11 protein-coding genes are annotated in these 14,208 nt (G+C 59.5%); 3 read left to right on the forward strand and 8 right to left on the reverse strand.

What is annotated here, in order from left to right:
• Positions 1-87: 87 nt before the first annotated feature.
• Together ACMXYI_RS07570 and ACMXYI_RS07575 are read right to left on the reverse strand one after the other, a co-directional pair.
• Positions 88-1,101, reverse strand: a complete 1,014-nt coding sequence (locus tag ACMXYI_RS07570; RefSeq protein WP_415772545.1) for a FecR domain-containing protein — start codon at positions 1,099-1,101, stop codon at positions 88-90.
• The gene (locus ACMXYI_RS07575) at positions 1,101-1,601 is read right to left on the reverse strand and encodes a sigma-70 family RNA polymerase sigma factor (protein WP_415772547.1); all 501 of its coding nucleotides are present in this window, start codon (positions 1,599-1,601) and stop codon (positions 1,101-1,103) included. The genes ACMXYI_RS07570 and ACMXYI_RS07575 overlap by 1 nt, the downstream gene beginning before the upstream one ends.
• 313 nt (positions 1,602-1,914) lie before the next feature.
• Between ACMXYI_RS07575 and ACMXYI_RS07580 the strand changes: the two genes are divergently transcribed.
• The gene (locus ACMXYI_RS07580; RefSeq protein WP_415772548.1) at positions 1,915-3,795 is read left to right on the forward strand and encodes a methyl-accepting chemotaxis protein; all 1,881 of its coding nucleotides are present in this window, start codon (positions 1,915-1,917) and stop codon (positions 3,793-3,795) included.
• A 57-nt stretch (positions 3,796-3,852) separates the two neighbouring features.
• Here the strand turns inward: ACMXYI_RS07580 and ACMXYI_RS07585 are convergent, their stop codons facing one another.
• From ACMXYI_RS07585 to ACMXYI_RS07605, 5 genes are all read right to left on the reverse strand, one after another.
• Positions 3,853-4,320, reverse strand: coding sequence for an SRPBCC family protein (locus tag ACMXYI_RS07585; RefSeq protein WP_415772549.1), 468 nt, complete (start codon positions 4,318-4,320; stop codon positions 3,853-3,855).
• Positions 4,321-4,342: 22 nt separating this feature from the next.
• Positions 4,343-7,759, reverse strand: coding sequence for an amino acid adenylation domain-containing protein (locus ACMXYI_RS07590; protein ID WP_415772550.1), 3,417 nt, complete (start codon positions 7,757-7,759; stop codon positions 4,343-4,345).
• A 13-nt stretch (positions 7,760-7,772) separates the two neighbouring features.
• A complete protein-coding gene (locus tag ACMXYI_RS07595) occupies positions 7,773-8,702 on the reverse strand; it encodes a diiron oxygenase (protein ID WP_415772552.1) in 930 nt (309 codons plus the stop codon).
• Positions 8,699-9,475, reverse strand: a complete 777-nt coding sequence (locus ACMXYI_RS07600) for a DUF3050 domain-containing protein (RefSeq protein ID WP_415772554.1) — start codon at positions 9,473-9,475, stop codon at positions 8,699-8,701. Before ACMXYI_RS07600 ends, ACMXYI_RS07595 begins: the two co-directional genes overlap by 4 nt.
• A gap of 679 nt (positions 9,476-10,154) precedes the next feature.
• A complete protein-coding gene (locus ACMXYI_RS07605; protein WP_415772556.1) occupies positions 10,155-10,865 on the reverse strand; it encodes a GntR family transcriptional regulator in 711 nt (236 codons plus the stop codon).
• A 231-nt stretch (positions 10,866-11,096) separates the two neighbouring features.
• Between ACMXYI_RS07605 and lapG the strand changes: the two genes are divergently transcribed.
• The gene (gene lapG / locus ACMXYI_RS07610; RefSeq protein WP_033056174.1) at positions 11,097-11,789 is read left to right on the forward strand and encodes a cysteine protease LapG; all 693 of its coding nucleotides are present in this window, start codon (positions 11,097-11,099) and stop codon (positions 11,787-11,789) included.
• Between the two features lie 14 nt (positions 11,790-11,803).
• Positions 11,804-13,750 (forward strand): cyclic di-GMP receptor LapD, encoded by a 1,947-nt coding sequence (lapD, locus tag ACMXYI_RS07615; RefSeq protein ID WP_415772558.1) that lies wholly within the window; start codon positions 11,804-11,806, stop codon positions 13,748-13,750.
• A 102-nt stretch (positions 13,751-13,852) separates the two neighbouring features.
• Here lapD and ACMXYI_RS07620 read toward each other — a convergent pair whose 3' ends face one another.
• Positions 13,853-14,191 (reverse strand): tryptophan synthase subunit beta, encoded by a 339-nt coding sequence (locus ACMXYI_RS07620; protein ID WP_415772560.1) that lies wholly within the window; start codon positions 14,189-14,191, stop codon positions 13,853-13,855.
• Between the last annotated feature and the right edge of the window lie 17 nt (positions 14,192-14,208).

A 14,208-nucleotide genomic window follows, 5' to 3' on the forward strand; every position in this document is an offset into this window, starting at 1 on the left:
GTAGGTTTCCGTAGGAAGTCGCTGAGGTCAGGATTGAAGTGCTTACTGACTAAGCCGGACTTGCCCGGAAAACCCGCCAAAAATAATTCAGGCCTGTCGCTCCAACGTCACCCACCAGCGAGTGCGATAGCGCAGTTGCACCGGCAGGGTTTGCAGCAGGATGGCCAGCAACCTGTCGGTGTTCTCCAGTCGGAAAACCCCGGACAGCCGCAAGTCGGCAATGTCTGCTGAGCACGTCAGATACCCGTGGCGATAGCGTCCGACTTCATCAAGGAAATCCCCCAGCCGCATATTGCGAGTCACGATCAGTCCGTCGACCCAAGCGCCGGCATCCATGTTCAGCGGTGGCGCCAACCTCGCCTGGTGTTGATTGATCAGATAACTCTGCCCGGCCTGCACCTGGGTCGGTGTGCCATCGGCGGCAAGTGGTGAATGTATGAGGACCATGCCGCCGGTAACACTGAGACGCGTGCAGTCGCCGTCCTGCCGCAGGATGAAACGTGCCCCCACGCCTTCATACACACCCTGGCGACTTTGCACCCGCAGCGTTCGATCAAACGGAGATCCTTCGTCGATCCCGCCGCACGTCACGATGATCTCGCCACGAGTCAGTTTGATCAGCCGTTGCTGCGCGTTGTAATCCAGATCAACTGCACTGGCGGTGTTGAGCTCCAGTCGTGTGCCGTCGGGCAATTGGAAACCGCGCCGTTCGCCCGTGGCGGTGGCGAAATCGGCAGTCCACTGTTGCCAGCCCACTGCATCCTTGCCTAGCCACGCCGCCGACCCCATCAGCAACGCACCCGACAGCAGCTTCAAGGCCTGGCGTCGTCCCAGTCCCTGGGCGCTGTTTTCCAACGTATTGAAGGCCACTTGAGCACCGGGCACTGCCCGCAGGTTGCTGCTCAACTCGGCTTGCAGCGACTGCACCCGTTGCCAGGCCAATTCGTGTTCATGGTGTTCGGCCCGCCAGACCTCGCATTGCTGACGTAGCCTGGAATTAGCCGAGTTGTTTCGCAGGCGCAGCAGCCAATGGATGGCTTGCTTAACCACCTGCTGATGCGGTTCACCGCGCCGATTCAGCGACAAGTTATCCACAGGCATCACGTTTCATACCGCAGCACGTAGCAGTGATACAGCGCGTCGGCGACATAGCGCTCAACTGAACGCAGAGACAAACCCATCTGCTCGGCGATGTGTTTGTGGGTAAGCCCTTCGCACTGCGCCAGCAGAAACGCCTGACGTACTTTTGGCTTCAGGCCTTCGAGCATGCGCGCGATGCTTTCCAGCAACTCAAGCACTAATGCCCGCGATTCGACGCTCGGGGTTTCGGACTCGGGCAAATGGGCGATGGTTTCCAGGTAGGCGCGTTCGATTTCTTCACGGCGCCAATGGTCGATCACCAACCCACGGGCGATCGTTCGAAGAAAGGCGCGGGGAGCCTTGAGTTCCAGGCGTTCGGTTCTGTGCAGCAGACGCACAAAAGTGTCCTGGGCCAGATCCGCCGCATCGGCTGCATTACCCAAGCGCGCGCGCAGCCACGTATTGAGCCAACCGTGATGGCTACAGTAAAGCGCCTGTACTGCAAACTCAGGTGAGGACATGAACGCGACAGCCCGAACGTCACAAATGATAATTAGTCGCATTGTCATCAAGGGTTGGGGAATTTGCAACTGCCGCACGAATAACCGTCATAGCAAAAAGACTGAGCAGGCCCGCTGGCACGCCGTTCGGCGGGTATCTGACAGGAATGTCGACCATTTCGTACAAACGCCTAAGTTTTCTCCGATTTGTGCCGACAGCCTGAGGAGACATGCGTGCACCAAAGTAGAGCGGCCCCAGAGCCCTGCCTGCGCTGTACATGGAATGTTGCTACCCGGAACGCATCCCCACTTTTTGCATAAGAAGTCCCATGAAATGAATCTCAAATTCAGCCATAAAATCCTTCTGGCCGCCTCCGGCGTCGTGGTGCTGGCTTTTGCGTTGTTCACTTTGTACAACGACTATCTGCAGCGAAACACCATCCGTCAAAACCTTGAGTCGAGCGTCCAGCAGGCCGGCGATCTGACCGCCAGCAGCGTGCAGAACTGGATGAGCGGCCGCGTGCTGGTGCTGGAAAACCTCGCGCAAAACGTCGCCCATCAAGGCGCCAATGCCGACCTCCCGGGGCTGGTCAATCAACCGGCCCTGACCTCGAACTTCCAGTTCACCTACGTGGGCCAGGCCAACGGTGTATTCACTCAGCGCCCGGACGCGAAGATGCCTGACGGTTACGATCCGCGTCAGCGTCCCTGGTACAAACAGGCCGTGGCTGCCGACAAGACCATGCTGACCCCGCCTTACATGGCCGCCGTCGGTGGCTTGGTGGTGACCATCGCCCTGCCGGTGAAAAAGAACGGCGAGTTGCTCGGCGTCGTCGGTGGTGACCTGAGCCTGGAAACCCTGGTGAAGATCATCAACTCGGTGGACTTCGGTGGCATCGGTCACGCATTCCTGGTCAGCGCCGACGGTCAGGTGATCGTCAGCCCGGACAAGGACCAGGTGATGAAAAACCTGAAGGACATCTACCCGAACGCCGGCGTGCGCATCGAGAAGGGCAATCAGGAAGTCACCCTGAACAAGCAGGACCGTATCCTTTCGTTCACGCCGGTCAGTGGTTTGCCGAATGCCGAGTGGTACATCGGTCTGTCGATCGACAAGGACAAGGCCTACGCACCACTCAGCCAGTTCCGCACTTCTGCGCTGATCGCGATGTTCATCGCAGTGACGGCCATTGCAGTGCTGCTGAGCCTGCTGATCAATGTGCTGATGCGTCCGCTGACCACCATGGGCCGTGCGATGCAGGACATCGCTCAAGGTGAGGGCGATCTGACTCGACGTCTGGCCGTGGAAAGCAAAGATGAATTCGGCGAACTGGGCGGCTCTTTCAATCAGTTCGTGGAGCGAATTCACGCGTCGATTTCCGAAGTGTCGTCGGCAACCCGCCAGGTTCACGACCTTTCGCAACGGGTGATGGCTTCGTCCAACGCTTCGATCGTCGGTTCCGACGAGCAAAGCGCCCGCACCAACAGTGTGGCCGCGGCGATCAACCAGTTGGGCGCCGCCACCCAGGAAATCGCCCGCAACGCCGCTGATGCTTCCCAGCACGCCAGCGGCGCGAGCGAGCAGGCTGATGATGGTCGTCAGGTGGTGGAAAAAACCATTCTGGCGATGACCGAGTTGTCGCAGAAAATCAGCCTGTCCTGCACGCAGATCGAAACCCTGAACGCCAGCACCGACAACATCGGGCACATTCTGGATGTGATCAAAGGCATCTCCCAGCAGACCAACTTGCTCGCGCTCAACGCGGCCATCGAAGCGGCCCGTGCCGGTGAAGCCGGTCGTGGTTTTGCGGTGGTGGCGGACGAAGTGCGTAACCTCGCTCACCGTACTCAGGAATCGGCGGAGGAGATCCACAAGATGATCACCTCGCTGCAGATCGGTTCTCGCGAAGCGGTAGCCACGATGAACACCAGTCAGGTCTCCAGCGAACAGAGCGTCGAAGTGGCGAACCAGGCCGGTCTGCGACTGGTCAGCGTGACCCAGCGCATCGGCGAAATCGACGGCATGAACCAGTCGGTGGCCGCGGCTACCGAAGAGCAGACGGCGGTCGTGGAAACCCTCAACGTCGACGTTAACCAGATCAACCTGCTGAACCAGCAGAGCGTGGCCAACCTCAATGAAACGTTGAAGGATTGCGATGCGTTGTCCCTGCAGGCGAACCGGTTGAAGCAGTTGGTCGACAGCTTCAAAATCTGATCAAACGATGTAAAAGAAGCCCGCTGTGGAGTGATCCACAGTGGGCTTTTTCATGCCTTACGCAAACAGCTTCAACACATTGTTCATCGAGTCATCGGCAAAGCCCTGCACGAAATCCGTGAACCCCGGCAACGCCTCGGCGCCGCCCTGTGCGGGTTCGGCGATGATGGTCCAGGTCGCTCGGGATTTGCCCGCGCCCAACGGTTCGACACTCATCGCCGCCCACAAATTGGCCACGCCCAAGGTGTTGTAAATCGTGGTCCAGGTCATGTTCAGCGCCTGGTCATCCCGGGAGTTGAGTTGCTCGACCACCAGGTTGCCGTCCTTGAAGAATTTCTTGCGCAGGGACGACACGCCTTCACCGGTCATCTCGATGTGCGACAACGCCGGAATGAATTGATCGAAGCCGGCAAAGTTGCCGACCACCGCCCAGACCTTCTTGGCATCGGCCGGCACTTCCACCGAGGACACCACGTGGCAGCCTTGAGGGTTTTTGATCAGGGTATCGGGTTGTAGGGTTTTCATGGTTTTGCTCCGGTTGAGTGAGTCAGATGAAGTTGATTTCTTTGAGGTAGTCGCAGCCACGACGCAGCAGCGCCGGGGATTTTTCCGGGTAATGCGCGCCCATCTGCCGCACGCCCGCCTGGGCGTTGGCGTGGCCGATCATTGAGATGTCGCCGATGTCTTCCTCGAAGCCGTTGAGGTAGAAACCGAGCACGCCGAACAACGCGTTGTCGCTGTCGACCCGATCCAATTGCTGCTGCCAGTCGGCGACGCTGACCATGGAAAACTCCCGACCCGCCTCACGGAATGACGCGACGTAGGCGTCCCAGCTCAGAGGCTCGGGGTTGTGCAGGTTGAACACGGCTTTTTCGGATGAATAACGGCTGGCATGGAAGGCGATGAACCGTGCGAGAAAATCCACAGGCATCAGGTCGAAATTCAGCGCGAACTCCGGCACCTGACCTAGCTGGATCGAGCCTTTGAGCATCAGCATCAAGCGGTTCTTGTGCGGCTGGCAGACACCGGTGAGGCTGTTGAAACTGATGTTGCCGGGGCGATAAAGATTGACCCGTACGCCGCGTTCGCGAGCGCGTTCGAGGATCCGCTCACCGACCCATTTGGACAGGTTGTAGCCGTTCTTGATGTAGATCGGCGGGGTTTGCGCGGCGGGCAATTCCAGCACCCGGCCATCGGCGGCAATCGTGCTGGAGGCCGAGAGCGTCGAGACGAAATTGAAGATCTTTTTGCTGCGCCCTTCGCACAACCGAAGGCACTCGAAAATCGGCTCGACGTTGTCCCGAGCCAGCGACTCGTAATCGAGTACGTGATTGACGTTGGCGGCGTTATGCACCAACGCGCCGAACTGCCGATCCAGCCGCTCGTAAACATCCGCTTCGAGCCCCAATGACGGACGCGTGATGTCCGCTGCATAAACCCGCACCCGACTCAGGTCCAGATGCTCCAGACGGTTTTCTCGCAGCGCATGGGCAAACCGCTCGGCCGCCGATTGCCCACCGCCATCGCGCACCAGGCAGGCGACTTCGCTGGCACCCCAGGCGAGCAACGCTTCGACGATGTGCACGCCGACAAAGCTGTTGGCGCCGGTAACGATCACCTTGTGCACATCGCCCATGCGGTTGATTGGCAACGGTTGGATATCCAGTTCGCGGAAGGCATCGGCCAAGGCTTTTTCACTCAACACTTCTTCGGTACCGGAGCCGCGCACCAAGGTCGCCAACTTGGCGATGGTCGGCAATTCGATGAAGCGGTTGATCGAGATGCTACGACCGAATTCCTCACGCAGACGCAACAGCATGCGTGACAGCAGGATCGAGTGGCCGCCCAGATTGAAGAAGCTTTCATCGGTGGAAATATCGCTGGCCGGCAGCTCCAGCAGCTCGGCCCAGATCTCCAACAACAGCGCCTCATCGGCACTGGCGGGCAAGCGCCGCAGCGTGTTTTCGGAGACATTCACGGGCATTGCCAGCAGCGCCTTGCGGTCGACCTTGCCGTTGCTGGCGAACGGCATGCTCGGCAGTTCGGTCCACGCTGTGGGCTGCATGTAATCCGGCAGAAACTGTGTCGCGTGGGCTTTCAGTGCTTCGCGAGCGGTGCCGGGTTGATCCTCCTGAGGCTGCGCGAGGAACGCCAGAATCCGTCGCTGGCTGTCGATGACCACCGCCACCTGACGGTACAACTGACTGTCACGCAGGCAGCGTTCGATCTCTTCCGGCTCGACCCGAAAGCCGCGAATCTTCACCTGATTGTCCCTCCGTCCGCACAGCTCGATGCCGTCGCGGGTCCACTTCGCCATGTCGCCGGTGCGGTAGGCGCGCAGGCTCTGGCCATTCGGCAGGCTCAGGTTCAGATAGCGTTCGGCGGTCTGCTGCGGGTTGTTCAGATACCCCAGGCATACACCCGGCCCGACGATGTACAACTCACCGACAGTCTGCTCGGCCACCGGTTGAAAATCCTCATCGAGAATCAGCACCTGACTGTTAGCGATAGGCGCGCCGAGGGTGCGATTGCTGTCGCCGGTGCGCAGTTGCCGCGCGGTAATCAACACCGTCGCTTCGGTAGGGCCATAGAGGTTGTAGAGGTTGCCCTGACGGGTGAGCTGTTCGATGACGTAGGGTTCGCAGACATCGCCGCCGGTCATCACATGATCCAGGCATTGCAATTGATCCAGCGGCAGGATGCTCAACAACGCCGGCGGCAAAAAGGCGTGGCTCAGATGCTTATGGCGGATCAGCTCGACCAATTGCAACGGATCGCGGCGCTGATCGTCGCCGGGCACAATCAGTTCGGCGCCCTGGAGCAGTGTCGGGAAGATATCGATCAGCGACGAGTCGAAACTCAACGACGAAAACTGCAGCACCCGACTCCGCTCGCTCAGTTGCACGTACTCGGCGTACCACGCGGTGAAGTGCGCGAGGTTGGCCTGGCTGAGCAACACGCCTTTGGGATGGCCGGTGGTGCCCGAGGTGTAGAGCGCCATGCACGGCGCGCCTGGATCGGGTCGCTGGAGCATCAAGGGTTGATCGAGATCCACGTCATCGATGTCGATGCGGCTGATGTCGAGCCCCTGCATTTGCGCCGCAAGCGGATGCTCACCGTCATGCAGCAGCAAGACTGCCCCGGCGTTTTCCAGAATGTACTGCTGACGTTGCAGGGGATGGCTCGGCTCCAGCGGCAGGTACACCGCGCCACTGCCAAGAATCGCGAGAATCCCCGCATACAACGCGCTGCATTTTGGCAGGCAGATCCCGATCACCAACGGCCCGTGATGCTGCGCGAGCAACGGCTGCAGACGCTGCTGGATGGCGCGGCTGTGAGCGTGCAAATGCCAATAGCTCAGGGACGTGCCGGCAATGTTCAGCGCGGGTCGTTCGGCACACTGGATGAAGCGTTGCTCAAGGCGCTCGATCATCGGGATTTGGCTGAGCGCCAGCAGCGCGGGTGCCGCCGTGAGGTTGAGTCGATGGAAAAACGCCAGATTCTCCAAATAGAGCAGGTTTTCCACGTGCTCGAAGTGAGCGGGAGCAACAGGCTCAGCCAGCAGAAAATAGTCGGCATCGCGAGAGAAGCGGCTGACCAGCAGCGCCACGTGATCGACCAGTTCTGCCACCGCCCGCAGGCGCAATGCCTGGCCATTGCCCGAAGGTTCGTCGGTGATCGGCACGCGAGTGAACAGCGTCGAACCGTAGGTGCACAGCACATCCAGCGGCGGCAGGCCAGAAACCCCAGGCACACCGATACCCAGTTGCAGCGTCAGTCGCGGCACATCGCCGACGTCTTGAACAGGCAGGCTGGCGTCGTCGATCAGCAAATCAACGTTACCCAACGGCTGCTCGTCGACGGCTGTCAGGCGCACCAGAGAATGACCGTGTTGTTCAAGTTCCAGCGCCAGGTCGGTCAGGGCCTGGCTGTGTCCAATGAGCAGAATGTCGAGACGTCTCATGATGGGCTCCTCGTTAAACCAGGTAATCGCTGAGGGCGTCTTGCACGCACGGCGAATCGAGCAGCGAACTGCTGCGGAAAAACCGCACGATGTTGGCCACCAGCGGGTGATGGCGATTGATCGGGAAGGCCAGCCCCGACACTTCGCTCTTCAGTGCGTGGCGTGCGCCATCGCTGATCTGCAAGGATTCGATCAGCCGAAAGTCGAATGACTTCTGGATGTCGTTGGTCAGGTAATGGCCGATGAACACCGGCAGGATGTGCGCGATGCAGCGGCGGTCGTCTTCGCCCGCGGTGTGCCAGTAGATGCGCACCAGCCGCGCCCAGAACCCGGAGTGGCGACCTTCATCGAGCAAGTGGTCGGCCATCAGGCCCTTGATCGACTGCTTGACCGTGTCGTCCTTGGCGAACGCGGCGACATCGCCGGTCACGGTGTTCTCGGCGATGGCCACGCAGATCAATTCCACGGCGCTGCGCAAGTGTTCCGGCGCAAGCGCCACGGCCGCTGGAATGGCTCGGCTGAGTTCGATTTCATCCGGCAGGTCGATGGGTGTGATGCCGGTCATGGCGACGGTTTGTTGCATGAAATCCATTGCCACCAGCGCGTGGTAATCCTCGTCCACCACCACGGTCATGGCGTCGTAACGGCAGGCGAACGGGAAGGCCACGGCGAAGCGATTCTTGGCGATGCTGCGGGCGGTCTTGTCGACGATTTCGGTTTCGAAAATCACCACGTCGTTGATGAATTTGTAGAGCGTCTGCACCAGCGCAAAGTCGCGCTGCTCCGGGCATTCGCGCAGGAAGGTTTCGCTCAGCACCAACGGTTGGCGGCTCAACGGGTAGATCAGCTTGTCGTCGTTCTCCAGCACACGCCGGGGGCGGGTACGGATGGTCGCGCGGCTTTCCCAGGCGTCGGCGAAGGATTGGTAGTCGGCGGCGTTCATGCGTTCACCTCGGCAACCGGTTCGCTCATGCTCAGGCGCAGGCCGTCCCACAGGGCGATGCGGCTTTCCACGGCGGCGATGGCGCTGGCGTAGACGTCTTCTTCGCGTTGTGGATCGCCATCGACCAGCCGGGCGAGGAGCCTTTCCGCTGCCGGGCCGTGGTCTTCGGAATCGACTTCGATGTGGCGCTCAAGGTAGTAGCGAAAGGTCGGCGCTTGATCCAGACCAATGCCCCAGTCATCGAGGATCCGCTGGAACATCTGCGGGATGACACTTTCCCGGCCATGCAGGAACACCGCCGCGACGCTATGGCCAGGCGCATGCAGCGCGGTGTGCAAGGTATGGCGCACAAACTGTGCGGCGGCCGGGTCGACGTCCACGCTTTGCAGCGCCACGTCATAGCTCACCCCCTCCTTTTGCAGCGTCACGAAGCGCTCGACCGCGACCGTGCTGGCACCGACCTCGCGCATCGCATCCAGGTACAACTCGAAATGGCTGTAGTGACCATGAGCCGGACGATCATCGGACTCTTCACCCAGCACGATCTCGTTGATCAAACGCGCCGCCTGCGGATCTCGCGGTGGCAGCCAGGGCAGCTGGACGCAGGTCAGTTCCTGTTGCAGGCGTTTGGTCAGTGACATGAAATCCCATACCGCAAACACATGGGACTCCATGAAACGTTGCAATACCGACAGTGAGTTGATTTCAGAAAAGATCGGATGAGCGCTAAGTTCTGCTTTCTTCTGGGTGAGACGGTCTTTAGTCGATTTCATGGGCGAGCCTATAAGTGAGCTGAAAATACCGTTGAGGTGTTTGATAAGTAAGTGATCGTTAGTTAAGACTTTCTGTTGGCGAACGGAGGCCTCAAACGAATTGATATGGGTAAGTTGAAATGCGTCGTTAAGTGACGGCCTGGCGCCAGTATTCAAGGCGGCGGAGAAAAACTAATACATGAATAAAGTGTCGAGCAAGTTATTTTTATATTAATTGAAAGTTTAACTTTCTCGTGCGCGACAAGTTCCAATAAAACTTTTCATTTGAGTTTTATTTGGATGTAGTTACTCCTTCCGGCTTATATAAGTCAGAATTAAAATGAAGAGTGAATGCCTCACTCGAAGCAACTTTCTAACTGAGTCGTTGGAATGAAATAGGGGGGCGGAAGTTGACTGGGATCAACGCCGGTTCTTCCTTTCCCGTGGCAAGACTCCTTCCGTAGGTTCTTGGTGCGGGGACTGCTCCGCTTGTGCAGTGCGTCGCCCGTTCATTATTTGTTGGCAGCCCAAGAGTGAGCGTAAATCACGACAGCCGCTATCACCGGCGCGTCATCGACTCGGAGTCATTGTGGGTCTTGAGAGGGGTAAATCGAGGGCAGGGCTTTGGAGAGGGGCGTAGCGCAGCGCGGCAAGCGAGAGCGTGCAGTTCGATCTGCTCGCTCAGGCTTGCCGGCGCGGTTTACTTGGAGGTTTTCTTGTTCAGCGCGTCAGGGCTGTTGAGGTAGCGCGTGATGACCTCGACGCCCCGGTTGAGGTGTTGTGCGAGCAACTTCACCGCGCGCTCGACGTCCCGGTCTTCGACGGCCAGCAACAGCGCCCGGTGATCTTCCTGGGACAGTTTACCCAGGCCCATGGCTTCCAGGTTGAAGCGCAGGAAGCGCTCCTCTTCGTTCAATCCGTCTTCCACCAGCCTCAACAGCCGTTGGTTCGGCGCCTTGCAGTACAGCGCCATGTGGAAGAGCCGATTGAGCCTGCCGATTTCGGTGTAGTTGTTTTCCGTTTCCATGTCGTCGATATGACGGGCGGCCTGCTCGAGATCCTCCTTCTCGAGCAACGGGATCGACAGGCGCAGGGCTTCGGATTCCAGCAGGATCCGCAGCGCATAGGTTTCCACGGCATCGCCCTGAACCAGTGGCGCGACGACCGCGCCTTTATGAGCGATCACGTTGAGCAGCGCCTGGGCTTCGAGCTGGCGCAAGGCTTCGCGCACCGGCATGCGGCTGACACCGAAAAGATCGGCCAAATCTTGCTGACGCAGGGCGGTGCCGCAGGGAATGCGACCGTCGAGAATGGCCGAACGCAGGGTTTCTTCGATGACCGAGCGCGCCAGGTGAGCGGGAATCGGCCCGTTGACCTTGATGCTGTTCAGAGGATTGGGCTTCTGTGTCACAACTACGCACCCTGTTTGACTGAAGTAAATTTGGATCCAAGGGGACACTAGTGACTGCCTGACAGGTTGTCAAACGGACAAAAGGTCGCCCTGACGTGGCCGCGATGTCTTTTATGGCACCTGCCATACAAAGTTTAGCGCGCCAGCAGTGATCTCACCGTGCCATTGTCTTTTACCGGGCTAACCTGCACCATCGACCGATTTCCACCTGCCTGACCTGGATGCCTCGCATTGGCGGTACGTTTCGCGATCCCTCGGACTTTGCGCTGGCTGTGCTGCGCGTTGCTGCTGGCCGGCGTTATGCTGGGCGGGCTGCATGCCGATTGGGATTTTTCGCTGATCAGCCGTCGCGCGCAGGCATTGTACGGGCCATTGGGCGAAGGGCAGCCACGCATTGATGCCTGGCAGCACTTATTGGTCACGCAAAAGCAGGTCGGCGAGCTCGAACAGCTTAAAGTGGTCAACCAGTTCTTCAACAAACAGATGCGTTACGAGGAAGACATCGACCTGTGGCACGAAGTCGATTATTGGGAAACACCCATCGAGGCCCTTTGGAAGGGCGCCGGCGATTGCGAGGATTACGCGATCGCCAAGTATTTCAGCCTGCGCCATCTCGGCGTTGCCAGTGACAAGCTGCGCATCACTTACGTCAAGGCCTTGCGCCTGAATCGGGCGCACATGGTGTTGACCTACTACTCAAGCCCCGAGGCCATGCCGCTGGTACTCGACAGCCTGATCGATGCGATCAAGCCGGCCAGCCAACGAACCGATTTGCTGCCGGTCTACTCTTTTAATGCCGAAGGGTTGTGGTTGCCGGGCGCCAAGGGCAACAAGAAAGTCGGTGACACCAAACGCCTGTCTCGTTGGCAGGATGTGTTGAAGAAAATGCAGGCCGAAGGTTTCCCGGTCGAGACGACTAACTAGGAGCACGCGCTCAGATGTCCTTGTTCAAACAGCTGTTGATCGCTATCTGTCTGTTCCTGGTGATCGCCTTCACCGGTAGCTTCGTGGTCAGCCTGGAAAGCTCGCGCACCCAATACGTCAACCAGTTGCGCTCCCACGCTCAGGACGCCGCGACGGCATTGGCACTGTCCCTTACACCGAACATCGACGATCCGGCGATGGTCGAGTTGCTGGTCAGTTCGATCTTCGACAGCGGTTATTACGCGAGCATCCGCGTGGTCGACCTCAAGACCGATCAGACCATCGTCGAGCGCAACGGCATTCCAGCGGTGAACAACGTGCCGGACTGGTTCGTCAAAATGATCGGGCTGGAAGCGGCCGGTGGTGATGCCCTCGTCAGCCGTGGCTGGGAGCAGGCGGCGCGGGTCGAGGTGGTCAGCCATCCGATGTTCGCGTTGGCCAAACTCTGGCAGAGCGCGCTGGGCAGTCTTGGCTGGTTGCTGATCTGCGGTGCGGTGAGCGCGGTGCTGGGCGCGCTGTTGTTGCGCCGGCAACTGAAGCCGCTGGATTACATGGTCAAGCAATCCCACGCCATCGCTCGCCGCGAATTCCTCAGCCTGCCGCAACTGCCGCGCACGCCGGAACTGCGGCGAGTCGTGCAGGCCATGAACCAGATGGTCGAGAAGCTTAAAGCGCTGTTCCAGGAACAGGCCGAGCGCAGTGAAAAGCTGCGGGCCGAGTCCTATCAGGACAACCTGACGGGGCTGGCAAACCGTCGTTATTTCGAGATGCAATTGAACGCCCGAGTGAGCAATCCGGAGCAGGCGAGTTCCGGTTATTTGCTGCTATTACGGGTCAGGGACCTGGCCGGGTTGAACCAGCGGTTGGGCGGTCAACGCACTGACCAGTTGTTGAAAGCGGTGGGCGAGCAGTTGTCCCGAGAGTGCGCCAAATACCCGGAAACCCTGAACCTCGTGACGCGGATTCGCGGCGGTGAGTTCGCCGTGCTGGCGCCGGGGCTGGTGCGTGAAGAAGCGCTGCAACTGGCGCAGAACCTCGACAGTGCCTTGGCGAGCCTGCACGCGACGGGCGCCACCGACGTGGCCTCGGTGGCCTCGATCGGGCTGGCACCGTTTGTTTTTGGCGACTCCCCGCAAGCGGTGCTCGGGCTGGGCGATCAGGCGTTGGCTCAGGCGGAAGGCCGGGGCGATTCGAGCTGGGTTTGCCTGGATCACAGTGCGTCGGCCAGCGTCGGCGACGACCATCATGCCTGGCACAACTTATTGGAAAAGGCGTTGAACCAGCAGCGTTTCGAGCTGTATTTCCAGCCGGTGGTGGCCGCCCAGGACACGCAGTTGGTGCTGCACTACAAGGTGCTGTCGCGTTTGATCGACGACGAGGGCCAGACCATTCCCGCCGGGCGCTTCCTGCCGTGGCTCGAGCGCTTTGGCTGGACCGCGCGGCTTGATCGGCTGATGTTGGAGCTGGTACTTGAGCAGATGGCCGAACATAAAGAGTCGCTGGCGCTGAACCTGTCTTCAGCGACGCTGGCTGATCCGCAGGCATTGAATAAAGTCTTCGAGACCCTGCGTCAGCATTCGGATCTCGGGGAGCGATTGACCCTGGAAATCGGTGAGGAGCAGTTGCCGGAGCAAGCCATGCTGGAAGAGCTGACGCGACGTCTGCGCGAACTCGGGTTCTCCCTGAGCCTGCAACGCTTTGGCGGGCGCTTCAGCATGATCGGCAACCTGGCGCGGCTTGGGTTGGCGTATCTGAAGATCGACGGCAGTTACATCCGGGCGATTGATCAGGAGAGCGACAAGCGCCTGTTCATCGAGGCGATTCAGCGGGCGGCGCACAGCATCGATTTGCCGTTGATTGCCGAGCGGGTCGAGACGGAAGGGGAGTTGATGGTGATTCGTGAGATGGGGTTGTATGGGGTTCAGGGGCAGTTGTTTGGTGAGCCGAAGCCTTGGCAGTAACCCACTGATCGGTGCCGGACGCAACGTCGGCGGCGAGGCTGGAACGCGGAGCGTCCCTTGAGGCATTCCCACGCAGAGCGTGGGAACGATCAGCGTCAGGAGCTAGATCAACCCCGTCTCATCATCATCGATCAATTGACTCAACCCACCCAACGCCTCACGGGCCTGGGTCCGGTCCATGAGTTTGGCCTGGGCGGCGGCCGGCAGGTCGGTGACGCGGATCACCCCCTTGCTGGTCAACACCTGGATCAAGTCGTCGAGAACCCGGATCATTTCCAGGTCGCTCTGCTTAAGCTGTTTGAGGCTGGTTTCCACTACTTCATTGGCATACCAGGCCTGGATTTCATGGTGGTCGGCCGGCAGTGTCTCCGTGGCCTCGGCGTAGGCCGCGGCTTCCACGCGCACTAACTGACCTTGCGCATCGCGTTGCACGTAGAACATTGAACATCCCTCGGAAA

This window comes from Pseudomonas lyxosi (assembly GCF_047758685.1).
Taxonomy (GTDB): Bacteria; Pseudomonadota; Gammaproteobacteria; order Pseudomonadales; family Pseudomonadaceae; genus Aquipseudomonas; species Aquipseudomonas lyxosi.